The organism is Amycolatopsis regifaucium (genome assembly GCF_001613935.1).
Taxonomy (GTDB): Bacteria; Actinomycetota; Actinomycetes; order Mycobacteriales; family Pseudonocardiaceae; genus Amycolatopsis; species Amycolatopsis regifaucium.
Genome location: NZ_LQCI01000003.1, coordinates 596776 through 621291 on the forward strand (window position 1 = coordinate 596776; position 24516 = coordinate 621291).

25 protein-coding genes are annotated in these 24516 nt (G+C 69.3%); 13 read left to right on the top strand and 12 right to left on the bottom strand.

Features of this window, described 5'->3' with window-relative positions:
- Positions 1 to 6: 6 nt before the first annotated feature.
- Both AVL48_RS06635 and AVL48_RS06640 read right to left on the bottom strand, forming a co-directional pair.
- Positions 7 to 507 carry a methylated-DNA--[protein]-cysteine S-methyltransferase gene (locus tag AVL48_RS06635; protein ID WP_061986042.1) on the bottom strand — a complete coding sequence of 167 codons (501 nt, stop codon included), beginning with the start codon at positions 505 to 507 and terminating at the stop codon, positions 7 to 9.
- A 16-nt stretch (positions 508 to 523) separates the two neighbouring features.
- Positions 524 to 1969 (bottom strand): DNA-3-methyladenine glycosylase 2 family protein, encoded by a 1446-nt coding sequence (locus AVL48_RS06640; RefSeq protein WP_061986080.1) that lies wholly within the window; start codon positions 1967 to 1969, stop codon positions 524 to 526.
- A 116-nt stretch (positions 1970 to 2085) separates the two neighbouring features.
- Between AVL48_RS06640 and ychF the strand changes: the two genes are divergently transcribed.
- A complete protein-coding gene (gene ychF / locus AVL48_RS06645; RefSeq protein WP_061986040.1) occupies positions 2086 to 3168 on the top strand; it encodes a redox-regulated ATPase YchF in 1083 nt (360 codons plus the stop codon).
- A 229-nt stretch (positions 3169 to 3397) separates the two neighbouring features.
- Here ychF and AVL48_RS06650 read toward each other — a convergent pair whose 3' ends face one another.
- Both AVL48_RS06650 and AVL48_RS06655 read right to left on the bottom strand, forming a co-directional pair.
- The gene (locus AVL48_RS06650) at positions 3398 to 4759 is read right to left on the bottom strand and encodes a M20/M25/M40 family metallo-hydrolase (RefSeq protein ID WP_061986038.1); all 1362 of its coding nucleotides are present in this window, start codon (positions 4757 to 4759) and stop codon (positions 3398 to 3400) included.
- A 114-nt stretch (positions 4760 to 4873) separates the two neighbouring features.
- Complete coding sequence (locus AVL48_RS06655; RefSeq protein ID WP_061986036.1) at positions 4874 to 5338, bottom strand: DUF2716 domain-containing protein; 465 nt, start codon at positions 5336 to 5338, stop codon at positions 4874 to 4876.
- Between the two features lie 50 nt (positions 5339 to 5388).
- Between AVL48_RS06655 and AVL48_RS06660 the strand changes: the two genes are divergently transcribed.
- Genes AVL48_RS06660 through AVL48_RS06670 form a run of 3 tightly spaced genes read left to right on the top strand, consistent with a single transcriptional unit; the run spans position 5389 to position 6325 of the window.
- Complete coding sequence (locus AVL48_RS06660) at positions 5389 to 5592, top strand: hypothetical protein (RefSeq protein WP_061986034.1); 204 nt, start codon at positions 5389 to 5391, stop codon at positions 5590 to 5592.
- Complete coding sequence (locus AVL48_RS06665) at positions 5589 to 5969, top strand: type II toxin-antitoxin system death-on-curing family toxin (protein ID WP_061986032.1); 381 nt, start codon at positions 5589 to 5591, stop codon at positions 5967 to 5969. Before AVL48_RS06660 ends, AVL48_RS06665 begins: the two co-directional genes overlap by 4 nt.
- Before the next feature lie 17 nt (positions 5970 to 5986).
- Positions 5987 to 6325 carry a winged helix-turn-helix transcriptional regulator gene (locus AVL48_RS06670; RefSeq protein ID WP_061986078.1) on the top strand — a complete coding sequence of 113 codons (339 nt, stop codon included), beginning with the start codon at positions 5987 to 5989 and terminating at the stop codon, positions 6323 to 6325.
- 383 nt (positions 6326 to 6708) lie between these two features.
- Here the strand turns inward: AVL48_RS06670 and AVL48_RS06675 are convergent, their stop codons facing one another.
- Positions 6709 to 6999: a 4a-hydroxytetrahydrobiopterin dehydratase gene (locus AVL48_RS06675; RefSeq protein ID WP_061986030.1), complete on the bottom strand. Its 291-nt coding sequence runs from the start codon at positions 6997 to 6999 to the stop codon at positions 6709 to 6711.
- Positions 7000 to 7072: 73 nt separating this feature from the next.
- On the opposite strand from AVL48_RS06675, the gene AVL48_RS06680 reads away from it, so the two are divergent.
- Genes AVL48_RS06680 through AVL48_RS06690 form a run of 3 tightly spaced genes read left to right on the top strand, consistent with a single transcriptional unit; the run spans position 7073 to position 10775 of the window.
- On the top strand, positions 7073 to 8125 hold the full coding sequence (locus tag AVL48_RS06680; RefSeq protein WP_061986028.1) for a thiamine ABC transporter substrate-binding protein: 1053 nt from the start codon (positions 7073 to 7075) through the stop codon (positions 8123 to 8125).
- Between the two features lie 11 nt (positions 8126 to 8136).
- Entirely contained in the window at positions 8137 to 9750 is a 1614-nt protein-coding gene (locus AVL48_RS06685) for an ABC transporter permease (protein ID WP_208616249.1), read from the top strand.
- Entirely contained in the window at positions 9750 to 10775 is a 1026-nt protein-coding gene (locus AVL48_RS06690) for an ABC transporter ATP-binding protein (RefSeq protein ID WP_061986027.1), read from the top strand. Before AVL48_RS06685 ends, AVL48_RS06690 begins: the two co-directional genes overlap by 1 nt.
- Positions 10776 to 10834: 59 nt before the next feature.
- On the opposite strand, the gene AVL48_RS06695 is transcribed toward AVL48_RS06690, so the two are convergent.
- From AVL48_RS06695 to AVL48_RS06710, 4 genes are all read right to left on the bottom strand, one after another.
- Positions 10835 to 11146 (bottom strand): hypothetical protein, encoded by a 312-nt coding sequence (locus AVL48_RS06695; RefSeq protein WP_061986025.1) that lies wholly within the window; start codon positions 11144 to 11146, stop codon positions 10835 to 10837.
- A 107-nt stretch (positions 11147 to 11253) separates the two neighbouring features.
- Positions 11254 to 12123: an ABC transporter permease gene (locus AVL48_RS06700; protein WP_061986023.1), complete on the bottom strand. Its 870-nt coding sequence runs from the start codon at positions 12121 to 12123 to the stop codon at positions 11254 to 11256.
- A complete protein-coding gene (locus tag AVL48_RS06705) occupies positions 12120 to 13115 on the bottom strand; it encodes an ABC transporter ATP-binding protein (RefSeq protein ID WP_061986021.1) in 996 nt (331 codons plus the stop codon). Before AVL48_RS06705 ends, AVL48_RS06700 begins: the two co-directional genes overlap by 4 nt.
- Entirely contained in the window at positions 13112 to 14203 is a 1092-nt protein-coding gene (locus AVL48_RS06710; RefSeq protein WP_061986019.1) for a LolA family protein, read from the bottom strand. The genes AVL48_RS06705 and AVL48_RS06710 overlap by 4 nt, the downstream gene beginning before the upstream one ends.
- A 146-nt stretch (positions 14204 to 14349) precedes the next feature.
- Here AVL48_RS06710 and AVL48_RS06715 point away from each other — a divergent pair, with 146 nt between their 5' ends.
- From AVL48_RS06715 to AVL48_RS06725, 3 genes are read left to right on the top strand one after another with little or no spacing between them, the layout of a single operon-like run.
- Entirely contained in the window at positions 14350 to 15078 is a 729-nt protein-coding gene (locus AVL48_RS06715) for a response regulator transcription factor (protein WP_061986016.1), read from the top strand.
- Complete coding sequence (locus tag AVL48_RS06720; protein WP_061986014.1) at positions 15075 to 16412, top strand: sensor histidine kinase; 1338 nt, start codon at positions 15075 to 15077, stop codon at positions 16410 to 16412. Before AVL48_RS06715 ends, AVL48_RS06720 begins: the two co-directional genes overlap by 4 nt.
- 10 nt (positions 16413 to 16422) lie before the next feature.
- Positions 16423 to 16812, top strand: coding sequence for a (deoxy)nucleoside triphosphate pyrophosphohydrolase (locus tag AVL48_RS06725; RefSeq protein WP_061986074.1), 390 nt, complete (start codon positions 16423 to 16425; stop codon positions 16810 to 16812).
- A gap of 51 nt (positions 16813 to 16863) precedes the next feature.
- Here AVL48_RS06725 and trpS read toward each other — a convergent pair whose 3' ends face one another.
- On the bottom strand, positions 16864 to 17829 hold the full coding sequence (gene trpS, locus AVL48_RS06730) for a tryptophan--tRNA ligase (RefSeq protein ID WP_061986012.1): 966 nt from the start codon (positions 17827 to 17829) through the stop codon (positions 16864 to 16866).
- A gap of 346 nt (positions 17830 to 18175) precedes the next feature.
- Between trpS and AVL48_RS06735 the strand changes: the two genes are divergently transcribed.
- Entirely contained in the window at positions 18176 to 18475 is a 300-nt protein-coding gene (locus AVL48_RS06735; RefSeq protein WP_061986010.1) for a YciI family protein, read from the top strand.
- A 21-nt stretch (positions 18476 to 18496) separates the two neighbouring features.
- Here the strand turns inward: AVL48_RS06735 and AVL48_RS39480 are convergent, their stop codons facing one another.
- Positions 18497 to 18655 carry a hypothetical protein gene (locus AVL48_RS39480; protein ID WP_007028942.1) on the bottom strand — a complete coding sequence of 53 codons (159 nt, stop codon included), beginning with the start codon at positions 18653 to 18655 and terminating at the stop codon, positions 18497 to 18499.
- A gap of 221 nt (positions 18656 to 18876) precedes the next feature.
- On the opposite strand from AVL48_RS39480, the gene typA reads away from it, so the two are divergent.
- The gene (gene typA / locus AVL48_RS06740) at positions 18877 to 20799 is read left to right on the top strand and encodes a translational GTPase TypA (protein ID WP_061986008.1); all 1923 of its coding nucleotides are present in this window, start codon (positions 18877 to 18879) and stop codon (positions 20797 to 20799) included.
- A 264-nt stretch (positions 20800 to 21063) separates the two neighbouring features.
- Here typA and AVL48_RS06745 read toward each other — a convergent pair whose 3' ends face one another.
- Positions 21064 to 22437 (bottom strand): MFS transporter, encoded by a 1374-nt coding sequence (locus tag AVL48_RS06745; RefSeq protein WP_208616247.1) that lies wholly within the window; start codon positions 22435 to 22437, stop codon positions 21064 to 21066.
- A gap of 229 nt (positions 22438 to 22666) precedes the next feature.
- Here AVL48_RS06745 and AVL48_RS06750 point away from each other — a divergent pair, with 229 nt between their 5' ends.
- Entirely contained in the window at positions 22667 to 24376 is a 1710-nt protein-coding gene (locus AVL48_RS06750; protein WP_082857555.1) for an ABC transporter family substrate-binding protein, read from the top strand.
- The last annotated feature ends 140 nt before the right edge of the window (positions 24377 to 24516 follow it).

Consider the following 24516-nt stretch of genomic DNA (forward strand, 5'->3'; position numbering starts at 1 on the left):
ACGAGTTCAGGCGGCTTCGTGGGTCAGCAGCCACTGCTTCGCCGGAACACCCCACCGGAAGTTTCCCACCGCCCCACCGGTCCGCACCACCCGATGGCAGGGCACGAACAGCGCCGCCGCGTTCTTCGCGCATGCCGAGGCGGCCGCCCGCACCGCCGAGGGACTCCCCGCCAGCGCCGCGTATTCCGCATAGCTCACCGGCTCACCGGCTGGCACCTTCCGAAGGATTTCCCAAGCGTGCTCACGGAAAGCGCCGGACCGCTGCCGAACCTCGATGTCGGCGACGACGTCGAGATCACCGTCGTGGTACCGGCGGATCGCCGTGCTCACCGGCCCCAGATCTCGTCGTTGCTTCACCTCGCCGGGAGCCAGTGACGGCGAGATCAGCGACGTCAGCTCGCCGACGTCGCCGGTCCAGCCCGAGGCGAGCACGGCCCCGTCACCCGCCACCACGGCGGTGAACGGACCGATCTTCGTGTCCATTGTGGACCAATACGCGATACTCATCAGTTCCCTTTCGAGGTCAAGCGCGCCACAGGTACATGCCGGCGTACGAGGACCATGGCTGCCAGGCCCGTCCGCGTTCGGCCAGCGTCTTTTCGTCGTCGGCGATGCCCAGCGCGGCCGCTCCCCGGCGCAGCGCCGGATCACCGGTCAGGAGGACGTCCGGCGCGCCCAGCACACGCATCAGGACGTAGTCCGCGGTCCGCGGCCCGATTCCGGGCAGATCGAGCAGCTCAGCTCGTAATTCCATCGGGTCACGGCCGACGTGGACCGAAACGTCCTCCGCCAGCGCCCGGGCCACCGCGGCCACTCGCCCAGGGCCGTGTTCGGCGACCTGCGCGGCCGTCGGGAACACCGTGGTCACCCCTTCCAGCGACTCGTCGCAGCTGGGCACGCGTTCGCCGAGGGCGTCGGCGAGTGACGCCGCCTCGGCGGTGGACAGCAGCGCGCGCAGCACGAGTTCGTCCCCGTCGACCGCGCCGGGCACCCGGATTCCCGGGATCGCCTCGACCAGCGGCGCGAGCGCCGGGTCGGCCCCGAGGACCCGTGTGACCGCCTCGGGGTCGGCGTCGAGATCGAACAGCCGCCGCACCCTGGCCACCGCGCTGCTCAGATCGCGCAGGTCGGTGAGCCGCAGGTCGCAGAGGATGTGGTCGTCCTTCGCCGTCAGCCACACCACGCCGGAGCCGTGCGCCAGCCGCAGCGTGCGCCCGTAGCCGGTCACCCCGGTCTCGTCACGCGTCAGGTGCTCGACGCCGGGTACCGCCCGATCGGCCAGGAAGTCCAGCACCCCGGCGGCGTCGAAGGGTCTGCGGAACGGCAGCCGCAGGCTCAGGCGGGTCCCGGTCGGCAATTCCTTGGCCCTGCGACGGCGCAGGCTCGCGGCCCGAAGCTGCGAAGGCGTCGTCGCGAACACCTCGCGGATCGTCTCGTTGAACTGGCGGACACTGGAGAAGCCCGCCGCGAACGCGACGTCGGTCAGCGGGAGCCCGGACATCTCGATCAGCAGCCGGGCCGAATGCGCCCGGTGCGCCCTGGCCAGCGCGAGCGGTCCGGCCCCGAGTTCCGCGGTGAGGACGCGCCCGAGCTGGCGTTCGGAATAACCGAGCCGCCGCGCGAGCCCCGGGACGCCGTCGCGTTCGACGGTCCCGTCCGAGATGAGCCGCATCGCCCGTGCGGCGAGGTCGGCCCGGATGTCCCAGTCGGGTGAGCCGGGGACGGCGTCGGGGAGGCAGCGCCGGCAGGCGCGGAAGCCGTTGGCCTGCGCGGCGGCCGAGGTCGGGTAGAAGCGGACATTCTGTGGTTTCGGCGTCGACGCGGGGCAGGACGGGCGGCAGTAGATCCCGGTGGTGCGCACGGCCATGATGAACTGTCCGTCGAAGCGGGAATCACGGGCGGCGACGGCACGGTAACACCGTTCGGTGTCACGCCACACGGCCCGCTCGGCCAGCGTCTGCTCGGTCATGACGTCGATCGTGCCACCAGGTCGAGGGCCCGGCTGGCGGAAATCCGACACGGCGATCCGGGCCTCGGCGACCGGCACCGGGAGCGGGCGGCGGGCGGCACGTAGACTTCTGGCCCGTGAGTCTCACCCTCGGTATCGTCGGCCTGCCCAACGTCGGCAAGTCCACCCTGTTCAACGCGCTGACCCGCAACGACGTGCTCGCCGCGAACTACCCGTTCGCGACGATCGAGCCCAACGTCGGCGTCGTGCCGCTGCCGGACCCGCGGCTGGACGAGCTCGCCAAGGTCTTCGGCTCCGAGCGGACCGTCCCGGCCGTCGTGTCCTTTGTGGACATCGCGGGCATCGTGAAGGGCGCGTCGGAAGGCGCGGGGCTCGGCAACAAGTTCCTCGCGAACATCCGCGAGGCGAACGCGATCTGCCAGGTCGTCCGCGTCTTCGACGACCCGGACGTGATCCACGTCGACGACCGGATCGACCCGGCGAGCGACATCGAGACGATCAACACCGAGCTGATCCTCGCCGACCTGCAGACGCTCGACAAGGCGCTGCACCGGCTCGAGAAGGAGGCGCGGACCAAGAAGGAAGCCAAGCCCGCCCTCGACAACGCGGTCAAGGCCAAGGAGATCCTCGACTCGGGCCGGACCCTGTTCCAGGCGCAGAAGGAGGTCGACTTCGAGGCGCTGCGCGAGCTGAGCCTGCTCACCACGAAGCCGTTCCTCTACGTCTTCAACGCCGACGAAGGCATCCTCACCGACGAGTCCCGTCGCGACGAGCTGGCCAAGATGGTCGCCCCGGCCGACGCGGTGTTCCTCGACGCCAAGGTCGAGTCCGAGCTGCTCGAACTGGACGACGAAGAGTCCGTGCGCGAACTGCTGGAGTCCGTCGGCCAGCACGAACCGGGCCTCTATTCGCTGGCGCGCGCCGGTTTCCACACCCTCGGCCTGCAGACGTACCTCACCGCCGGGCCGAAGGAATCACGCGCCTGGACGATCCCGAAGGGCGCGACGGCCCCGCAGGCCGCCGGTGTCATCCACACCGACTTCGAACGCGGCTTCATCAAGGCCGAGGTCGTCTCGTACGCGGACCTGATCGAGCACGGCTCCATGGCCGCCGCCCGGTCCGCGGGCAAGGTGCGCATGGAGGGCAAGGACTACGTCATGGCCGACGGCGACGTGGTCGAGTTCCGCTTCAACGTCTAGAGATGTCGTGGTACGGCGGGTGAGCCCGGTAGCCGCATGGCCGTGAAGGACTCTTGGGCGGAGGCCCTCAAGGAGTCCTCCACACCTTCCCCGTACATGAAGGCCCCCTTCCTTGCGCCTAGCGCAAGGAAGGGGGCCATCATGTACGTCACGCGAGCAAGACCGCAGGTGGCGGGTAGGTATCTAAGAGAGGGTTCGTTCTAACGACCCAAATCACTCACGAGTCCTTCTACTTTCGCAGCAGACTGTACGCCGCCGACCCGATCAGCTCCAGCGAGACCTGAAGCCGCTCAAGGGAAACGTTGTCCTTGATGGTGTCTTCCGGCGTGTGGTAGGTCGGCTCCAGCAGTGCCGGGCCGGCCTCGCCGCGCCAGCTGAAGTTGCCCGACGCGATCCCGCGCTCGAAGAACGGCACGTGGTCGCTCGAACCGCGTGCGACCGGGCCCTTGACCCGCGGGTCGTAGCCGAGCCGCTTGGCGGCGGCGTTGACGGCCGCGGTCGTGGCGTTGTCGGCACCGTCGACCGAAAGCAGCCAGTAGGTGATCGCCGGGTCCCAGCTGGTGGCGACCATGTCGTTCTGGAAGCAGCCCGCGATCCGCTTCGCCTCCGGATCGGACAGCTGCGACACGTAGTGCCGCGAACCGATCAGCCCGTACTCCTCCGAGCCCCACAGCGCGAACCGCAGCGTCTTGTTCGTCGGCAGATACCGCAGGACGCGTGCGAGTTCGAGGCACAGCACGGTGCCGCTGCCGTCGTCGTTCGCGCCGGGAGAGCCGGGGACGCTGTCGTAGTGCGCGGTCACCATGACCACGCCGTCGTCCTTGCCGGGGAATGTGGCCGGGCGTTCGGCGATGATGTTGTGCGAGGTCAGGTTCTTGTGGTGGACGGCCGACGCCTTCACCGTCACCGAGCCCTTGGCCAGGCGTTCACGCAGGCGCTCCACCTGGACCTGGGCCAGCCCGAGCACCGGGATGGTGACCGGGGTGGCGAGCGTCGGGGAGAACGCCGACAGCTTGCGTGCCGGGTCGGCGCCGATGCGGCCGAGCAGTACGGCGACGGCACCGCGCTGCGCGGCCGTCAGGTAGGCGTCCGCCTTGTTCGCCACGGCCGCGATCAGCACGATCTTGCCGGTCAGGTCATCGGGCAGGGTGGTCCCGTCTCCGGCGTCGACGACGACCGCTTCGCGCGTGACGTCCTGCGCGCCCTGCGGCGACGAGCCGGTCTGCCAGCTGTCGCGTCCGATCGACAGGGCACCCAGGAACTTGTCGGCGATCGGGAACGGCTGCACCGTGACCTGGTAGCGCAGGTCACGCAGCACCTTCGCGATGTAGTCCTTGGCACGCAGTTCGCCTTCGGTGCCGGCGATGCGCGGACCGATCCGGTCGCTGAGCACCCGCAGATGCTCCAGCGCCCGCCGCGACCGGACCCGGGCGACCACGGGATAGTCGCCGAAGTCCAGCGACGGCGGGAACTGCGCGCCCGGACGCTGTTGCGTGGCCGCGGCGGCGGTGCCGGGGTTCAGCCCGATCGTCGCCGCGCCCGCCAGTGCCACCGCGCCCGCGAGCACCTCACGCCTGCGCAGACCTGCCATGGAACACCCCTCACTTCTCGGGAAACCTTCGTTCGAGTAGCTAAGAGACGCGCGGCCCGGAGAGCAACCTCCGATCGTCCCCTTTTTCCGCTTCAGCGAGGGCGCCGATCACTCCTACGCGGACCTGCGTAGGGGTTCGCCGAGGACTGCGGTGAGTTCCGCCGAAATCGCGGTCACCAGTTCGTCGCCGAATACGCAGAGCGTGTACTCCCACGGATGCCCGAACGTGCCGAGCCGGAAGTCCGGCGTGAGGTAGATGTAGTAGTCGCCGTCCGGGAACGGGCTGAGCGGCCAGTCTTCCGCGGCGGTCGGGAACCGGTACGCGTCGTGGTGCCAATCGAGCGCGTACAGCTCGTCGGCGCAGGCGGTCAGACCCCGTCGGACCACGGAAACCAGCCGGTCCAGCAGCAGGTACTCCGGGTCGTCGTCGAGGGCGGTCAGGCTCCAGGTCACCGAACCCGGCGGCTCGCTGATCCCGGGCCACTGGAACCGGTTCGTGCTGGGCCGGAAGGCGAAGTCCGCGTAGAAGCGGTGCCATACCTGGCGGTGGTCGGAGTCTCCGAGGGTCTCGACGCTCACCCGGGGAAGATACGCGCAGCACGTGCTACCAGAGTGGTATCATCGACGGCGTGGCCATGACCCTGAGGTTGAACGACGAGCAGGAGCGCGCGCTCGCCTTGCTGGCCGAGGCCGACGGCGTGAGCAAGCACGAAGCCACGGTTCGCGCCATCATCGAGGCCGCCGGACGCCGCGTTCGCGATGATCGTGTCCGCGCGCTGTCGAAGGACGGCCGAGAGCGCTATGCCGCACTGCTCGACCGCCTCGCCCAGTGATCGAGTATCTCACCGTCGAAGACCTCCTGACGCTCGCTGAAGATCTCCGGGTGCCCAAGGTTCGTGACCTCGGGTTGCTCGACTCCGCCGCGCATCGTCCGCAGGCTTCGTTGATGGGCCGGGACGCGTATCCGACGCTGCACGAAAAAGCCGCGGTCCTGTTGGAGTCGGTCGTTCGCAACCACCCGCTCATCGACGGCAACAAGCGTCTTTCCTGGATGGCGACGTTCGTCTTCTACGGGCTCAACGGCCACGATCTCGACGCGCCGGAAGACGACGCCTACGACCTGGTGATCGCGATGTCCACCGGCTCGCGTACCTATCGGGAAGCCGCGGCCGAACTGGCGGCGTGGACGAGGGTAACTTCGAACGGGTGAAGCCGTTGAGTCCCGACATGTTCGCGCCCGGTTGCCCGTCGAAGCTGACGCCGTTCCGGATCGGCGACAAGTGGGCGGGTCTGGTCGTGCTGTGCCTGGAGGAAGGATCGCGCCGGTTCTCCGAGCTGCGGGTGCCGCTGCGGGGCGTCACATCGAAGGTTCTCACGGAAACCCTGAGGGCCTTGGAGCGCGACGGCATGATCACGCGGACGGCGTACGACGAGACGCCGCCGCGAGTGGAGTACGAGCTCACCTCGCTCGGCCGGACGTTGTTCGAGCCGATCGAGGCGTGCCGCGAGTGGGCGGCGAAGCACCTTCCGGAGCTTGTCGCCGCCCGCGAGGCGTACTCAGGATAAAAAGCTAGCCGAGAAGACCCAGCACCAAGATCGTCAGCAGCGTGATCGCGGTGGCGAAGGCGGTCACCCAGGCGCGCTGGGCGGCGGTGATGGAGGCGTTGTTCACGGCGGTTCCCCGGGGGAGAGAAGCGACAGGTCCGTCGTGAACAGCGCGTTGATCAGGCTTCGCGTTACCTTCGGCAGGCCGCTGTGATCAAGATCACTGATCCTGCTGGTGATGCCGCCCTCGCGCCGTGTACCAGAGCACTCCGGCCGCGGCCGCCACCATCGTGCCGAATGCCGAGAAGCCCACCACGATCGCTTGCGTCATCACTCGTCCTTTCTCGTTGTTCCTACTGGAAGGACGTCCGAGAAGCGGCGACGTGGCGTGATCGTCGCGGACGTCACACGGCGGCGAGTACCCCGTCGATCTGCGACGCAAGCGCGAAGTCCTTCTCCGTCAGCCCTCCGGCGGAATGGGTGCTGAGTCGGAACGTCACCGTCCGCCAGCGGATGTCGATGTCGGGATGGTGGTCGGCCGCCTCCGCCAGTTCGGCCACCTTGTCCACCGCTTCGATGGCCTTCGGGAAGCTCGGCAGCTTCGCCGTCCGCTCGATGGTGACACCGTCGCGGGTCCAGCCGGAGAGCTGCGTCACGGCTTCGTCGGCCTGCGTGTCGTTCAAGATTTCCGCCATGACTCCATGGTGGTACGCCGTCGGCTACGCTGCACGTTTGCCACGGGTCCCCCAGGAAAACGCAGGAGGCTAGATGAAACGCGCCCTCCGCACGCTCGTTGCGGCTGGCACGGTGGCCGCCCTCGTCGCGGGCTGCTCACTCTCCGGGAACTCCGGAGAGGACCCGCAGGGACCGACGACGGTCACGCTCGTGACGCACGATTCGTGGCTCGCCCCGCAGGAGGTCCTCGACGCCTTCGAGCGGCAGTCCGGGATCAAGATCTCCGTGCTCAAGCAGGGCGACGCGGGCGCGCTGACCAACAAATTGGTGCTGACCAAGGCGAACCCGATCGGCGACGTCGCGTACGGCATCGACTCGACGTTCGCCTCCCGCGCGCTCTCCGAGGGCGTTTTCGAGCAGTACACCAGCCCGGAAGCCGATCGCGGCCCGCAGCGGTACTCCATCGACCCCGGGCACCGGCTCTCCGCGGTCGACCTCGGTGACGTCTGCGTCAACATCGACACCCGCTACTTCGCGGACAAGGGCCTCCCGGAGCCGAAGTCGTTCGCGGACCTCGCCGACGCCAAGTACAAGGACCTGATGGTCGCCGAGAGCCCCGCGACGTCGTCGCCGGGCCTGGCGTTCCTGCTCGGCACCGTCGCCCAGTTCGGGGACCAGGGCTGGGAGGGGTACTGGACGCAGCTGAAGGCCAACGGGCTCAAGACGGTCAGCGGCTGGGAAGAGGCCTACACCAAGGAATTCTCCGGTTCCTCCGGCAAGGGGCCGCGGCCGATCGTCGTCTCCTACGCGTCGTCGCCCGCCGCCGAGCTCGGCGAAGACGGCAAGCCGCGCACGAAGGCGCTGCTGGACACCTGCTACCGCCAGGTCGAGTACGCGGGCGTGCTGGCGGGCGGCAAGCAGGTCGAGAAGGCCCGCAAGGTCGTGGACTTCCTGCTGTCCCAGCAGTTCCAGGTGACCGTGGCGAGCAACATGTACGTCTACCCGGCACGCCAGGGCGTCGAACTGCCGCAGGGCTGGGCGCAGGCCGCGCCGCTGCCGCAGCAGCCGAAGACGCTCGAACCGGCCAAGATCCAAGCCGGGCGTGAGCAGTGGATCGCCCAGTGGCGCACTCTCTTCGAGGGCTGAAGACTGCTGGGCTGACTTCCCGCGGAGCCGGGTTGGCCGCACTCGCCGTGCTGCCGCTCGGCTTCCTCGTGGTCTTCTTCGCCTGGCCGGTCGCGGCGATCGTCGCCCGTGGTTTCGGCTCGGGCGGGGTCGGCGCGACCATCGGAGACCCGCTGACCTGGAAGCTCGCCGGGTTCACCGTCGCCAGTGCCGGCGCGTCGACGATCGTCGCGGTGCTGGCGGGTCTGCCGGTGGCGTTCCTGCTGGCCCGGGTGCGGCTGCCCGGCGTGTCGCTGGTCCGGACGCTGGTTCTGGTGCCGTTCGTGCTGCCGACGGTCGTGGTGGGCCTGGCGTTCCGCGCGCTTTGGCCGGACGGCGGACTGCTGCCGTTGGTGCTGGCCAACGCCTTCTTCAACGTCGCCGTCGTCGCGCGCACGGTTTCGGGTCTGTGGAGCCATCTCGACCCGCGCACCGTCGACGCGGCGCGGGCACTCGGCGCGTCGCCGTGGCGCGCCTTCCGCGTAGTGACGCTGCCCGCGCTCGCGCCTGCCGTCGCGTCGGCCGCGGCGGTCGTGTTCCTGTTCTGTGCCACCAGTTTCGGGGTCGTGCTCATTCTCGGCGGGGCGAAGTTCCGGACCCTGGAGACGGAGATCTACCTGCGCACGGTCGAACTGCTCGACCTTTCCGGCGCGGCCGCGCTGTCGCTGGTGCAGTTCGCCGCCGTCGTCGCCGCGCTCGTCGTCGGCGCACTGGCCAGGCGTCGCCGCGAGAACGCGGTGCGGCTGCGCTCCCGGAGTGAGACCGTCCGCCGTCCTCGCGGTGGTGAATGGTGGGCCGTCGGCGCGGGGCTGGCGGTGATCGCCTTGCTCATGACGCCGATCGTGGCGCTCCTCGTCGAATCCGTGTCCACTTCGGACGGTTGGAGCCTGGCGGGGTACGGAGCGCTCGGCGGTCGAGGATCCCGTGGCGCGCTCCAGGTTTCGGGCTGGGACGCGGCGTCGATGTCGCTGCGGACGGCGTTCGACGCGACGATGCTCGCGATGATCGTCGGGGTGCTGGCTTCGGTCGTGCTGGTGGCCCTGCGGCGCACGCCGGGCAGGCTGGCGCGGGGGATGGGCGAGACGATGGACGCGGCGTTGATGCTGCCGCTGGGCGTGTCCGCGGTGACCGTCGGTTTCGGTTATCTCGTGACGCTCGACGCGCTTCCCGGCGACCTGCGGACGTCGCCGCTGCTGGTCCCGCTCGCTCAGGCCCTGGTGATCATCCCGCTGATCGTGCGGATGGTGCTGCCGGTGCTGCGCTCGGTCGACGTCCGGCTGCGGCAGGCCGCCTCGACGCTCGGCGCGAGCCCCGCCCGGGTGTGGCGCGAAATCGATCTCCCGTTGACCGCGCGTTCGCTGGTCGCGGCGGCGGGCTTCGGTTACGTGGTCGCGCTCGGCGAATTCGGCGCCACGAGTTTCCTGGCCAGGCCGGACGCGCCGACGTTGCCGGTGGCCGTCGCGACGCTGATCTCGCGGCCGGGCGAACTGAACAACCAGATGGCCTACGCGGCCTGCGCGCTGCTCATGATCGTGACCGTGGCGGCGGTGGTGCTGATCGACCGGTTCGGCGCGGTCCGCGGGCAGAATTCGGTAGGGGAGTTCTAGTGTCGCTGTCGGTACGGGATCTGACCGTCAACTATGGACCTTTCGCGGCGGTGAAGGAGGCCGCGCTGGACATCGCCGACGGGGAGGTGCTCGCCCTGCTCGGCCCGTCCGGCTCGGGGAAGTCGACGCTGTTGCGGGCCATCACCGGGCTGGAGCCGCTGACTGCGGGCACTGTGCGCTGGGACGGCGAGGATCTCGCCAGGGTGCCGGTGCACCGGCGGGGGTTCGGGCTGGTGTTCCAGGACGGGCAGCTGTTCCCGCACAAGGACGTGGCCTCGAACATCGCGTTCGGCCTGCGGATGCACGACGTCCCGCGCGCCGAGCACGCCGAGCGGGTCCGCGCCCTGCTGGACCTGGTCGGGCTGAGCGGGTATGAGCGACGGCGGGTGACCGAGTTGTCCGGCGGGCAGGCGCAGCGAGTGGCGCTGGCCCGGGCACTGGCGCCCGAACCGCGGTTGCTGCTGCTGGACGAGCCACTGTCCGGTTTGGACGCCGGATTGCGGGAGCAGCTCGCGATCGACCTCGCGGCGTTGCTGAGGCGCAGCAAGATCACCGCGCTGCTGGTCACGCACGATCAGGAAGAGGCGTTCACGCTCGCCGACCGGGTCGCCGTCCTCGACGGCGGCGAGATCCGGCAGGAGGGCGCGGTGCGCCGGGTCTGGCGGCAGCCGGTGGACGAGGGAGTGGCGCGGTTCCTCGGCGTGACGACCTTCGTCGACGGTGAGGCGTCCGGCGGCACGGTGCGGACCGTACTCGGCGACGTCATGCTTCCCGACGTCAAGGACGGCGCGGTGCGGCTAGGGTTACGGCCGCACGGCCTGCGGGTTTCGGAAACCGGGGTCGAGGGCGAGGTCACGGCGGTGGTGCACCGGCGGGAACACGTCCGGCTCGTGATCGCGCCCGGCGGCGATCTGTCCACTGTGGACGCCGTCGCGCCGGTGACGGCCGACCTGCGTCCCGGCGACACCGTCCGGCTCGCGCTGGACCCCGACGGCGTCGCCCAACTCCCGCGTTTCGTCCTCTGAACGCGGTAGTTCGCTTACCCAACTACCGCATTTAGAGGACGAAACGCGGGGTCGCGTGGTCAGACGGCGACTAAGCGGATGAGCAGGACCAGGCCGAGGGTCAGGGCGGCGCATGCGATCGCCAGCCACGCGTAGCCCTCCATCGGCGAATCGTAGAGGGTGTGCACGGTGCCGTACCTGTTCAGCCTGCGGCCGATCACCCGGATCAGGATGGCGCTGAGTACGAATCCCGCCACCCACGCTATGTCGGTGACCAGGGTCTTCCCGTCGAACAGTCCCTGGAAGACGACGCCGACGGCGAGTCCGAGCAACAGCAAGGGCCCGACCAGGCAGCCTGCCCCGGACCACTTGACGGCTCCTACCTCGAACATGTCACGCTCCCTCGCAAGAGGAACTCAGATCCTACCGCGCCTCAACGCCGTGAAGGCCTCCTTCCCTACCCTGAAGGTAGTGAAGGAGGCCTTCACGGAACGACGGGTCAGCCGTCCCGCGTCGTCAGGCGCGCGTAGGCGATCGACAGGCCGATGGCGATGTAGCAGGCGGCGCGCAGCGCGCCCTCGCCGAGCATCGCGGTGTCGATGGGGTCCATCAGCACAGAAGCCGGTGCCTGGGACCAGTTCTCGTTGAGCAGGAACGGATGCAGCCACGAAACCGCGTCCAGCACGCCGAGGATGGTGAACACGATCGTCCCGGCCAGCACCGAAGCGACGACCAGCATCGGATGTTCGGTGAACGACGAGATCGCGAGCGCGACCGCGCCGACCGCCCACAACTGCAGGATCACCCACGCCGCCACGAGCAGGATGCGGCCCAGCGCGTCCCAGACGCTCAGTGTCGAGCCGGTGAGGGTGAACATCGAATCGGTACCGCTGATGATGAGCCCGGTGACAAACCCGGTGAAGGTCATGGCCAGCACGGCGATCGTCGAAACCGTCGCGACGCCGAACGCCTTGATCGCCAGCAGCCTGCCGCGGCCGACCGGGGCGACCAGCCAGCCACGCAAGGTGCCGTGAGCCGCTTCGCCGGCGATCGCGTCCGCCCCGGCCATCGCCGAGGCGAGCGGGAGCAGCAACGCCAGCGTCATGGTGAGCGCGGCGACCGGCAGGATGAACCCGTTGTTGACCGCGGAGGCGAGCAACGCACCGTCCTGCCCGCCGCTGGTTTCCGAAGCGTCGACGAGCGTGAGCGCGACGCCGATGATCACCGGTATCAGCGCGAGCAGTCCCAGTACGGCCAGGGTGCGGGGCCGCCGGAAGATCCAGCGCAGTTCGGCGCGGTACAACCGGAGCAGGCCGACACTGTCCTGGCCGGTCCGTGCCGCGGGTGCCGCGGCCAGGGCGTGGGTCACGATTCCCCCTCGGTGTCCACAGTGGACTCGGGCTGGGTCAGCCTGGCGAACAGGTCCTCGAGTCCGGTCCGTGCCCGTGCCGCCTCGTGGACGGCCACCCCGGCCGTCACGAGATGCCGCAGCACGTCGGGAGCTTCGGCGGCGGTGAGGTCCACCCGGACGCCGTCCGGTGTGAGCCTGCTGCCGATCCTGTTCTCCCGCAGCGTTTCCACCGCGAGTTCGGCGTCCGGCGTCCGCACCAGCAGCGCCGCGTTCCCCGACTCCAGCAGTTCGGCGAGCTCGCCCTGGGCGATCACGTTCCCCGACTGGAGCACCGCGACGTGCGTGCAGGTCGCTTCGACTTCGGCCAGTAGATGCGACGACACCACGACGGTGACGCCGTCGGCGTGCAGTTCGCCGATGATCCGGCGGATCTCCCTGGTCCCGGCCGGGTCGAGGCCGTTGGTCGGCTCGTCGAGCACGACCATCCGCCGCGGTACGAGCAGCGCGCTCGCCAGCCCCATCCGCTGTTTCATGCCCAGCGAATACCCTTTGTAGCGCCGGTTCGAGGCGGCGGTCAGGCCGACCCGCTCAAGCGCCGCGTCGACGGCGCCGGGGATCCCGGCCGACGCCAGTCTCGGCTCGGCCGCGGCCACGCGCAGCAGGTTCTCCCGTCCGGAAAGAAAAGGGTGGAAGCCCGGCCCTTCGACCAGGGCCCCGACGTCGGGCAGCGCGTGCGCCGCCTCGTCGGGCATCCGCTTGCCGAAGAGTTCGACCTCGCCCTCGGTCGGGCGGACCAGGCCGAGCAGCATCCGGATGGTCGTCGTCTTGCCCGAACCGTTGGGGCCGAGCATCCCCAGCACGGCGCCGTCGGGAACGTCGAGGTCGACGTGGTCCACGGCCACCGTGCGGCCGTAGACCTTGCGCAGGCCCCTGGTGCGGGCCGCCATGGGTACCGCCGGAGCGGACGCCTCCGTGGAGACGTCCGCCCCGGCTTCGAACGTGGTGGTCACTTCGCGGCCAATGCCTCGAAGAGAACCTGCTCCGGCACCGCGCCGACGGCGTAGCGGCCGTCGTCGGTCAGCACGCCGGTGCCGACCTTGGTGGTCACCAGCCAGCCACTGCCCCAGGCACCGCTGACCGGCTTGGCGAACCGCGAGAGCAGCGCCTTCGGGTCGACCTGGTTGCCTTCGCCGTCCTTCGCGGTTCCGACCTTCGCCAGCGCGTCGGCCGGGATCTTGCCGGTGATCGCGGTGTCCCAGCCGTCGCCGACGGCCTTGACCTCGCTCTTCGCCTGCGCGGCGAGCTCACGGTCCTTCGGGTCGATCTCGGCGGTCTTCTCGGTCACCTTCGCGCCCTTCGGCGGGGTGAACTCGAAGTTCGACGCGGGCTGGTTCGCGAAGTTGATCTCGCTGAACGAAGCCTCGAACGCCGGCGAAGAGGTGCCGTTGGCCAGCACCGTCACGCGCAGCGGCATCCGCGTCTGCTCGTCGATCGCGACCCGGATCTCACGCAGGAGCGTCCGCTCGGTCGGCTTCGGCGTCAGCACCAGTTCGTACGCGGCGCGGTTGGCGACCGACGACGTCCCGTCGACGGCGATCGTGCTGCTCTCCCGCACCTTGCCGAGCAGTTCCGAGGCAACCGTGGCCGGGTCGACGGCCTGACCGTCGGACTTGTTCTTGTGCTCCTTGGCCAATTCCGGCGGAATCGTGATCTTGGTGGCGGAGTTGTCCTTGGAGTTGTACTCCCAGACGGTCTCCCCGTTCCGGACGATGGTCTGCTGGCTGGAGCCCTCGGTGAGCGACATCTTGCTCTTGCCCGCGCCGTCGGTCGAGACCTGCGCCGAGTCGATGCTGAGCGCCGACGCGCCGGGCAGCGTCCTGCCGACCGCGGGCAGGCCCAGGTCGTTGTCGACCTTGACCTTCCCGTCGAATGCCATCGGTTTCGCGTTGAGCGTCGACCGCACCAGCTCTTCGGCGCTGATCTGCGGCAAGACGGGCGCGTCACCCGCGGTGGCCGGCATCGCGACGACGGCGAGCCCGCCGACGCCCAGCGCCGTCCCCACCACCGCCGCGGTGATGGCCTTCCTCTTCGGATCCATGCTGTCTCTCCCTGTTTCCCCGAACTCCGAGTGTGCCCCGGGTCCTGGCGACAACGCTTCCCCGGAAACGCTGAGATACCACTCAGACTCCACCGCCGGAGCTGAGATGGCGCTGAGAGCTCGCGCGTGAGCTGGTGAAACCGTGAATGATGAGTGACGTGAAACCTCGAGTACTGGTGGTCGACGACGAACCCGGTGTGCGCAAAGCCCTGCAGCGCGGATTGCGCGCCGAGGACATGGACGTGGTCACGGCGGCGGACGGGCCCAGCGGCCTGCGGCTCGCCCAGACAGGCTCCTTCGACGTCGTCCTGCTCGACATCATGCTTCCGGGGCTTTCCGGCTACCGCGTGCTCGAACGGCTGCGCGCGGTCGGCGTGACCACGCCGGTGCTGATGATCTCCGCGAAGGACGGCGAGGTCGACCAGGCCGACGGTCTCGACCTCGGCGCCGACGGATATCTCGTGAAGCCGTTCTCGTTCGTCGTCCTGGTCGCGCAGGTGCGCGCGGTACTGCGGCGTGCCTCGCCGGACGCGATCCGCGGCCCGCTGCGGATCGGCGCGCTCGAAGTCGACCGAAGCCTGCGGCAGGTCCGCTACGACGGCGTCGAGGTCGCGTTCAGTCCCCGCGAGTTCGCGCTGCTCGAAGTGCTGGCGGGCCGGGCGGGCACGGTGGTGACCAAGGACGAGCTGCTCCGCGCGGTCTGGGGTGACGAACAGGCCGCGACCCGCAACGTCGTCGAGGTCTACGTCGGTTACGTGCGCCGCAAACTCGACGCCGTCGGCGCCGGCGCGCTGGTCCGGACCGTGCGCGGTCACGGTTACCTCGCTTCCGACGCGCAGCTCGACGAAGTCATCGCTCCGGCGGGACAGGGGTGATCGGCTCGCCGTCTTGGTGGCGCCGCCGTTCGCTCCAGGTCCGGATCACCCTGCTCGCGGCCGCGGTCACGCTCGGTTTCCTGCTCGGGCTGGCGGCGGTCGCCGGTGACAATCTCCGGCCGCTGCTCATCGGCTCGGTCGACGACGAACTCGGTGCCCAGCTGGCGACCGCGACCGCCGACGTCGCCGCGGGCAGGACGCCGTCGGGATCGGCGGTCACCGTCCGCGTCCTCGACACCGGGGGCGGGCCGGTGGACGGCCTGCCGCCCGCGAAACTCGGTCCCGCCGAGGTCCGCGCGCTGAAGGCGGGGGAGTCGGTCACGACCGGCGGCGAGCACAGCTGGCGGTGGGCCGGGACCGTGGTCACCGCGCCCGACGGCCAGCAACGGCTCGTCGTCGCGGGGGCGGGCCTGGTCGGTTTCGCGACGGCCGTGCACTCAGGTGGTCTCTGGCTGTTCGTGGTCGCGTCCGTCGGCGCGGTGGGCGCGGGGATCGCGACGTGGCTGCTGGTGCGGTTCGCGCTGCGGCCGGTGGCCCGGATGCGCGGGTCGGTGCGGGCGCTCCCGCCGGGCGCGCGGCTGCCGCTGCCGGATTCGCACGACGAACTCCGCGCGCTGGCCGAAGAGTTCAACGCGCTGCTGGCCCGGCAGGAGGAGAGTGCCGGACGGCTGCGGCGCTTCACCGGGGACGCGGCGCACGAACTGCGGTCGCCGGTCGCGTCGATCCGCGTGCAGGCCGAGGTCGCCGTCACCAACCCCGATCCCGACCTCGCCCAGGAGACGCTGTCGGACATCCTCGAGGAAGCGGAACGGCTTTCCTCGCTGCTCGACGGGTTGCTGGCGCTGGCGAGGTCGGACGCGGGGGAGGTCCCGCCCCCGGAACCGGTCGAGCTGGTGAGCGAGGTGCGGGCGGTGGTCGCGCGGCTGGCGCGGTCGTCTCCGGACGCGCCGGACATCCGGGTCACCGGAACCGTCGGGACCGCGTGGGCGCTGGCCACGCACGCCGAGGTCGAACTGGTGCTGAGCAACCTGCTGCGCAATGCCTGCCGGTACGCGCGCGGGGAGATCGTGGTGTCGGTGCTCGCGACGCGCTCCACCGTGCGGGTGGTGGTCGACGACGACGGGCCGGGTATCGAGCCGGAACACCGGGAGCGCGTCTTCGACCGGTTCTATCGCGTTTCCGATTCGCGGGCGCGGTCCTCCGGCGGCACCGGGCTGGGGCTGGCGATGGTGGCGGAGGCCGTCCGGCGGCGCGGTGGCCGGGTGCGCGTCGGCGAATCACCCGACGGCGGGGCGCGCTTCCAGATCGTCTGGCAGGCGGCACGGCCACACTAGGGTGTGGCGCGTGGTGATCGTGGGCGCCGCCATCGTGCGGAACGGACAGCTGCTGGCGCAGCAGCGGGCTTGGCCCGCCGACCACGCCGGGCAATGGGAACTGCCCGGCGGACGGGTCGAAGACGGCGAAGGCGACGAGGCCGCTCTGGCGCGTGAATGCCTGGAGGAACTCGACGTCGCGGTGACGGTCGGGGGCCGGGTCGGCGACGACGTCCCGTTGCCGGGCGGGAAGGTGCTGCGGATCTACGCGGCTTCGCTGCTCTCGGCGGCGGACGAGCCGCGGGCGGTGGAGCACAAGGACGTCCGATGGATCTCCGCGCGCGAACTCGACGACCTGGACTGGCTGCCCGCTGATCGGATCCTTCTGCCCGCGCTGCACGCCCTGCTCGAAGGTCCGTGAAGGCCTCCTTCCCTACTTTGAGGGTAGGGAAGGAGGCCTTCACGGACCTCTTCAGCCCGCGCCGATGAGCCGTAGCGCGGACTGGAGCCGGTGCTCGCCCCGCTCCGCCGCCCGGACGGCACCCGCCTTGCGGACCCGCTCCAGTTCACCGGGGTCGGCGAGCAGCGCCAGGGCGCGCTCCCGAACCGGCCGGAGTTCCTCGATCAGCGCTTCCGCCACGGCCTCTTTCACCTGGCCGTACGAGGCGTACTGATCGGCGAGGACGTCGGGTTTCTCCTTGACGCAGGCCGCCAGGACGTCCAGCAGGTTCGCCATCCCCGGCCGGGTTTCCGGCGCGTAGACCGGCTTCGACCCGCCGTCGGTCACCGCGCGTTTCACCTTCCGCCTGACCTGGTCGGCCTCGTCGAGGACGAAGACCACCCCGGCCTCCTCACGTGTCGACTTCGACATCTTCCGCGTCGGCTCGGAGAGGTCCATGATCCGCGCCCCGGCGGGCGGCAGTACCGCCTTCGGCATGGTGAACACCTCGCCGTAGGTGGAGTTGAACCGTTTCGCCAGTGTCCTGGCCAGTTCGACGTGCTGCCGCTGGTCCTCGCCCACCGGGACCTCGTCCGCGCCCTGCAGCAGGATGTCCGCCGCCATCAGCACCGGATAGGTCAGCAGGGACAGCCGGACCCCGGCGCGGCCCTTCGACTTCTCCTTGAACTGGATCATCCTGGCGGCCTCGCCGTAGTTGCAGGTGCATTCGAGGACCCAGTTGAGCGCGCCCAGTTCGCGGGCGATGTCCGATTGCACGAACACGCGGTCCGGTTCGATCCCGGCCGCGATCAGCACCGCGAGCTGCTCGGCCGCCATCGACCGCAGTTTCGCCGGGTTGTGCGACGTCGTCATGGCGTGCAGGTCGGAGACGAAGTACAGGTCGTCCGGCCCGCCCTCGTCCGCCCAGCGCCGGATGGCCCCCAGGTGGTTCCCGACGTGGACGTGGCCGGACGGGGTGATCCCGGACAACCTGATCATCTGCCTTCTTCCTTCCGGATTCGGGCCGCCCCAGGGTCCGGGCACGAAAAAGGCCGCCCGGTGGGGCGGCCTGGTGGTGCGCTCGTCTGGTTCAGCGCAGGACTTCGAGGCCGCCGGAGGGCGGCCACCACTGAGCGTTCTGCGCGCGCATGCCGTCGATGCTAGCGCACCCCTCGCGGGTAGTCCTCTGATCGCGGTGGTTCGACGCCGAACCACCGCGATCAGAGGACTACACGCGGAGTGCAATAAGGGGTGAGCCACTCATTCCGGGCGCGTCGCGTCAACACTTCATATCGGCCGGGGCAGTACGGCTGTCACAGTGGAGATCCGGGTCTACCGTCATCTCATGTATGTCGTCCTGCTGACCTACACCGCACCCATCGAAGAAATCGACTACGTGCTCCCTGATCACGCCGACTGGCTGACCAAGCAGTACGGGCACGGCAATTTCCTCGCCTCCGGCAGGCGTAATCCGCGCATCGGCGGGGTCATCATCACCAGGCCCATGACCAGGGGAAAGCTGGACGCGATCCTCGCGACCGACCCCTTCTCGGTCAAGCACATGGCCGCTTACGAGGTGATCGAGTTCTCGCCGACCCGTACCGCTCCGGAACTGCGGGCGATCAATGAGGCGGTGGTGCACTGAGGATCTTTCACGACGACGAGGTCAAGCCGCTTTCGCGATCTTCGTCTTCGCCTTTTTCAGTGCGAGAACGGGGCATTTTCCGCACCTTGATTTGGATCGGCAGCATTTCTTCTTGACCTTGCCGGACTTCATCCACTTGCGGACGAGCTTGTGCGGGTCGTCGGGTAGCTTCTTGCCCACTCGATGCTCCTCGTCGGACTTCGTCGGCGACGCCCGCCTCGACTCCTCACGTTAGGTGAGCCTAACCGATCTTGGGGCGTGGGGGTGCTCACAGTTCGGCTACAGGTACCCTGGTGTGGTCCGCGTATGGCCAAAGTCGGCCGACGTTACTCGATCGCGTGAGTAAGCCTTCGAGGCGGCGCGGGCACCACACCCGAACTTGAAACCTTTGGAGCCTTCGCGTGCCCGCAGCCAGCGCCACCGCAGTCGATGCCGGCCGCCATTCCGGCAAGACACGGCCCGACCTGCGCAACGTCGCCATCGTCGCACACGTCGACCATGGCAAGACGACCCTCGTCGACGCGATGCTCCGGCAGTCCGGAGCCTTCGAGGAGCGTGCCGAACTCGTCGACCGCGTGATGGACTCCGGGGAGCTCGAGCGGGAAAAGGGCATCACCATTCTCGCGAAGAACACCTCCATCCACCGCGAGACCGAGAACGGCCCGGTGACGATCAACGTCATCGACACCCCCGGCCACGCCGACTTCGGCGGTGAGGTCGAACGCGGCCTCGCCATGGTCGACGGCGTCGTCCTGCTGGTGGACGCCAGCGAGGGCCCGCTCCCGCAGACCCGGTTCGTGCTGCGCAAGACCCTCGAGGCCGGTCTGCCGGTGATCCTCGTGGTCAACAAGACCGACCGCCCCGACGCCCGGATCTCCGAGGTCGTCGAGGAGACCCACGACCTGCTCCTCGACCTCGCCGGTGACATCGAGGACGCCGACCTCGACGCGATCCTCGACCTGCCGGTCGTGTTCGCCTCCGCGCGGGCGGGCAAGGCGAGCCTCGAGCAGCCCGCCGACGGCGCGGTGCCCGAGAGCGAGAACCTCGACCCGCTGTTCGAGACCCTGCTGCGCCACGTGCCGCCGCCCTTCGCGGACAAGGAAGGCCCGCTGCGCGCACTGGTCACCAACCTCGACGCGTCGAACTTCCTCGGCCGGATCGCGCTCATCCGCATCCACTCCGGCAACCTCCGCAAGGGCCAGACCGTGGCCTGGATGCGCGAGGACGGCACCATCCAGAACGTCCGCATCTCCGAGCTGCTGGTCACCGAGGCGCTCACCCGCGTCCCGGCGACCGAGGCCAGCGCGGGCGAGCTGGTCGCCATCGCCGGCATCCCCGAGATCACCATCGGTGACACGCTGGCCGACGTCGAGAATCCCGAGGCGCTGCCCCGGATCGCGGTCGACGAGCCCGCGATCTCGATGACCATCGGTGTCAACACCTCGCCGCTGGCGGGCCGCAGCGGTGGCGACAAGGTCACCGCGCGGCTGGTCAAGGCCCGGCTGGACCAGGAGCTGATCGGTAATGTCAGCATCAAGGTGCTGCCGACCGAGCGTCCCGACACCTGGGAGGTCCAGGGCCGTGGCGAGCTGGCGCTGGCGATCCTCGTCGAGCAGATGCGCCGTGAAGGGTTCGAGCTGACCGTCGGCAAGCCGCAGGTGGTCACCCGGATGATCGACGGCAAGCTGCACGAGCCGTTCGAGCGCCTGTCGATCGACGCCCCGGAAGAGCACCTCGGCGGCATCACGCAGCTCCTCGCCGCCCGCAAGGGCCGCATGGAGCACATGGGCGGGCACGGCTCGGGCCGGATCAAGCTCGACTACGTCCTCCCGGCGCGTGGCCTGATCGGTTTCCGCACCGACTTCCTCACCGAGACCCGCGGCACCGGTATCGCGAACCACGTGTTCGAGGGCTACTTCCCGTGGGCGGGCGAGATCCGCACCCGCCACTCCGGTTCCTTGGTCGCCGACCGCTCCGGCCCCATCACCGCGTACGCGATGATCCAGCTGGCCGACCGCGGCACCTTCTTCGTCGAGCCGGGCGCCGAGGTGTACGAGGGCATGGTCGTCGGCGAGAACCCGCGCGCCGAGGACCTCGACATCAACATCACCAAGGAGAAGAAGCTGACCAACATGCGTCAGTCCTCCGCCGACGTGATGGAGACGCTGGCCCGGCCGCGCAAGATGGGCCTGGAAGAGGCGCTCGAGTTCTGCTCCGTCGACGAATGCGTCGAGGTCGCGCCGGACGTCGTCCGCATCCGCAAGGTCACGCTGGACGTCAACCAGCGCGCCAAGGAGCGCAACCGCAACAAGAACCGCGGCTGACTCACGAAGCCGTAACGAGCCGTAGGGGCGTCTCCTCACTCAGCGTGAGGGGGCGCCCCTATTCGTGTCCTGTGGCCCGGCTGGCCATCATGTCCTTGGGAAGGGGCCTCGTCGCCGCGGAGCGTGAGCGCGGCGGTCACGGCCAGTGTCACTGTTCGCGCGTTCCGCCGCGATAGTCTAGTCACGCTAAGTAGTCACCCGGGCTCTTAATGTTAAGAATCGCTTTTTCCGTCGATTTCTTCCACTCCTTTTCAGGACCGGCGTTCACAACACCGGAACGGCTTCCCGTCGCGGCGAGAGGGCGGCCGCGGACACCGTACCGAGAACGCCGACACAACCCAGCGCGAAACAAACGATCCGAAATGCGTCGGTATAGGACTCGCCGGAGAGCTGCCCACCGGTAATCGACGCGAGAACGGCACCGACAACCGCGATCGCGATCGTTTCCGTCGCCAATCGTGCGGTGGTGAACATTCCGGCCGCCGTTCCGGAATGTTCCGGGCCGACGGAACCTATCGCCAAACCGTCCAGCAATCCCATCGTCAATCCCGTGCCCGCCCCCACCAGAACGAGCGGGGCGAGCAGCGAGAGCACCCCGGACGAGGAGTTCATGGTCATCAGCAGAAAGGCGCCCGCCCCGCTCACGGCCACCGCTCCCGCGACGAACCACGACGACGGCAGCCGCCGCGCCAGCGCGGCGCCCACGGTCGGGAACAGCACGGTCGGCGCGGTGAGCATCAGCAGCCACAGCCCGGCCTCCCCGGCGCCGAGCCCGACCACCTCGATCAGGTACGAGGGCAGGTAGACCAGCAGCGGCACCAGGATGGTCACCAGGGCGCCCGCCGCGACGGCGAGGGAGGTGAAGCCGCGGTTGGCCAGCAAGGCGAGATCGAACAGTGGATCGGCGCGCCGTCGCTCCACGAACGGGAAGACCGCCGCGAGCACCACGGCCAGCGACAGGGCGCCGACGACGAGCGGATGTCCGAAGCCGAGATCGCCCGCTTCGACCAGTCCGAAGATCAGCAGCATGATCGCGCCCGTGAAGAGCGCGGCGCCCGCCCAGTCGACCCGGCGCCCGGAAGTCCCGGGAACTCGCGGGAGAAGCGGCGTCAGGGCCAGTACGAGCGCCGCCACGGCGGCCGGTGCGCCGAAAACGGCCCGCCAGCCCAACAGTTCGACGAGCAGGCCGCCGATCGACGGCCCGAACGCGAGCCCGATCCCGAGCACCGTGCCGACCGAACCGAACGCGCGGGTCCTCGCCGCGCCCTGGAAGGTTTCGGTGAGGATCGCCAGTCCGCCGGTGACCGCGGCGGCCGCGCCGGTCCCGGCGATCAGCCGGACGACATCGAGCACGACGATGTTCCCCGCCACGGTGCAGGCGATGCCGCCGCCGGCGAACAACGCGAGGCCGGCCACGTAGATCCGGCGTCTGCCCAGTACATCGGCCAGAGAACCCGCGAAGACCAGGAAGCTCGCGAAGCAGGCGTTGTACCCGTTGACGACCCACTGGGTCGCCGCGAGGCCCGCACCGAGGTCGTCCGCGATGTCGGTCAGGGCCACCGAGGCGCCCGTGATGGTCAGCGGGAAGGTGAACGTGGACATGAGCACGATCACGAGGACGAGCGCGCGTTTGGTCACCCCGGCAAGCTAGCGGCCCGGTACTTCGCGCGGCTAAGCGTTTTCCCGCGGTCCGCGCAGGAACCTCGCGGGCCTCCCGCACGTCCACCGGATGGGTGGTACTCAAGCCGGTCGGGCGACGGCCAGGCCGATATGGGAATCTCGCTGTGGCGGTCGGATCGACGTGGCAGCATGGCGAGGGACAAATCAGGAGGACTCAGGCGTGCGGTTAGTGACCACAGCGGCGCCCATGCTGGCGTGCGCGGCCGTGCTCCTCGCCGCCTGCAGCAATACGCCGCCCCCACCCGTGGTCAGCTCCTCGGCCTCCCCGGTGAGTTCCTCGACCACGAAGACGCCTTCGCAGGTCGTAGTGGGTGTCGACACCATTCTCGGCGGCTACAACCCGCATAACCTCGCAGACGCCTCCCAGGTGACGTCGGCGCTCTCGCAGCTTCTGCTCCCGTCGGTGTTCCGCCCCAAGGACGACGGCAGTGTCGAGCTGGACAAGAACCTGATGAAGTCCGCCGAAGTCGTCTCGCAGCAGCCGTTCACGGTCGCCTACACGATCCGGCCGGACGCGTCCTGGTCCGACAGTGCGCCGATCGCCGCCGAAGACTTCGCGTACTTGCGCGAGGCGATGCGCGACCAGCCCGGCGTGATCGGCGCCGCGGGCTACCGGCTGATCTCCGACATCCAGTCGCGTGAGGGCGGTAAACGGGTCGAGGTCACCTTCGGCAAGCCGTACCCCGGCTGGCAGACGCTGTTCGCGAACCTCCTGCCCGCCCATCTGCTCAAGGACGCCCCGAACGGATGGCAGGGCGCGCTGGCGACCACCTTCCCGGCCGTCGCCGGCCCCTACTCGATCAAGAGCCTCGACACCGCGCGCGGAGAGGTGATCCTGGAGCGCAACGAGCGCTATTGGGAGAAACCCTCGGCACTGGACCGGATCGTCCTGCGTGCGGCCGATCAGGACGGCACACTGGCCGCGCTGCGCAGCGGCAACGACCAGTTCGTGATGACCAGGACCGGCGCCACCGGTCTCAAGCGGCTCGGCGAGCTGGGTTCCGCCGTGCAGCTGCACACGGTCGCCCGGCCGACGGTCGCGCAGATCCTCCTGCGGCCGGTGAGTTCGACGCTGTCGGATCCCAAGGTGCGCGAAGGCGTCACCGCGCTGATCGACCGCGGCAAGCTGATCACCGAGGCGGCGGACGGGGGCCCGTCGGACAAGCTCCGTGCCGACGCACAGGCCCGGGTCCCGTCGGGAACCGGTTTCCAGCCGACGATCCCCTCGCCGGGCCCGCCGTCGGCGCCCGATCCGGCCAAGGGCGAGGAACTGCTCAAAGCCGCCGGATACACCAAGGAAGCCGGAACCTGGCGCAAGAACGGGAAGAACCTTTCGCTGGTTGTCGCTTCGCCCGCCAAGCAGGAGCCGTACGCGACGATCGCCAAGGAGCTGACGGCGCAACTGGTGGCCGCGGGGATCGAGGTCAACGCGATCGCGCCGCAGCCGAGGGAGCTGTTCTCGACGCTGCTGGCGATGCCGGTGCTCAACGGCGTCCAGCAGACGACGTCCGAGGGCGCGGGCAACGTCGGCATCGACATCGCCGTGATCGGCCAGGCCACCGGCGGCGCGGACGTCGCGTCGGTGCTGGCGTCCACCTTCGGCTGCCGTCCCGATCAGCTCGCCGACAAGACCAAGGCCGTCGTGCCGGGGAACCCGCTCGGCTTCTGCGATGCGGCCCTGCAGCCGGCGATCGACGCCGCGCTGACCGGCGCCACGCCCGCCGCCGACGCGCTTTCGACCCTCGAACCGGAATTGTGGCGCCGGAATGTGGCCATTCCGTTGTTCCAGCTGGCCGATACCCTCGCCATCGGCTCTGGTATTTCCGGAGTAACCGCAGGTCCTCCTATGGTCGGCCCTTTCGGGTCGGCGGTGAACTGGACGCGGGGTCCGAAGTAGCCCATTCGCGCTCAAGTTCGCGCCGGAGGGTGACCTTTCGCGGCACGTTCGAGTGGCGGACTGATTCCTCCTGGTAACCAATATATTTCTCGAAGTCAGCCGCAAGTTACCCTTTGGTCACGATCGCCCCGTAACTGGTG

Excerpts from the sequence above, each read along its gene's own strand:
- trpS (WP_061986012.1), bottom strand. The coding sequence starts at position 17,829 with ATGATCAGGTTGTCCGGGATCACCCCGTCCGGCCACGTCCACGTCGGG.
- AVL48_RS06635 (WP_061986042.1), bottom strand. The coding sequence starts at position 507 with ATGAGTATCGCGTATTGGTCCACAATGGACACGAAGATCGGTCCGTTC.
- AVL48_RS06715 (WP_061986016.1), top strand. The coding sequence starts at position 14,350 with ATGATGAGTGACGTGAAACCTCGAGTACTGGTGGTCGACGACGAACCC.
- AVL48_RS06680 (WP_061986028.1), top strand. The coding sequence starts at position 7,073 with ATGAAACGCGCCCTCCGCACGCTCGTTGCGGCTGGCACGGTGGCCGCC.
- AVL48_RS06735 (WP_061986010.1), top strand. The coding sequence starts at position 18,176 with ATGTATGTCGTCCTGCTGACCTACACCGCACCCATCGAAGAAATCGAC.
- AVL48_RS06675 (WP_061986030.1), bottom strand. The coding sequence starts at position 6,999 with ATGGCGGAAATCTTGAACGACACGCAGGCCGACGAAGCCGTGACGCAG.
- AVL48_RS06695 (WP_061986025.1), bottom strand. The coding sequence starts at position 11,146 with ATGTTCGAGGTAGGAGCCGTCAAGTGGTCCGGGGCAGGCTGCCTGGTC.
- AVL48_RS06670 (WP_061986078.1), top strand. The coding sequence starts at position 5,987 with ATGTTCGCGCCCGGTTGCCCGTCGAAGCTGACGCCGTTCCGGATCGGC.
- AVL48_RS06650 (WP_061986038.1), bottom strand. The coding sequence starts at position 4,759 with ATGGCAGGTCTGCGCAGGCGTGAGGTGCTCGCGGGCGCGGTGGCACTG.
- AVL48_RS06710 (WP_061986019.1), bottom strand. The coding sequence starts at position 14,203 with ATGGATCCGAAGAGGAAGGCCATCACCGCGGCGGTGGTGGGGACGGCG.
- AVL48_RS06640 (WP_061986080.1), bottom strand. The coding sequence starts at position 1,969 with ATGACCGAGCAGACGCTGGCCGAGCGGGCCGTGTGGCGTGACACCGAA.
- AVL48_RS06750 (WP_082857555.1), top strand. The coding sequence starts at position 22,667 with ATGCTGGCGTGCGCGGCCGTGCTCCTCGCCGCCTGCAGCAATACGCCG.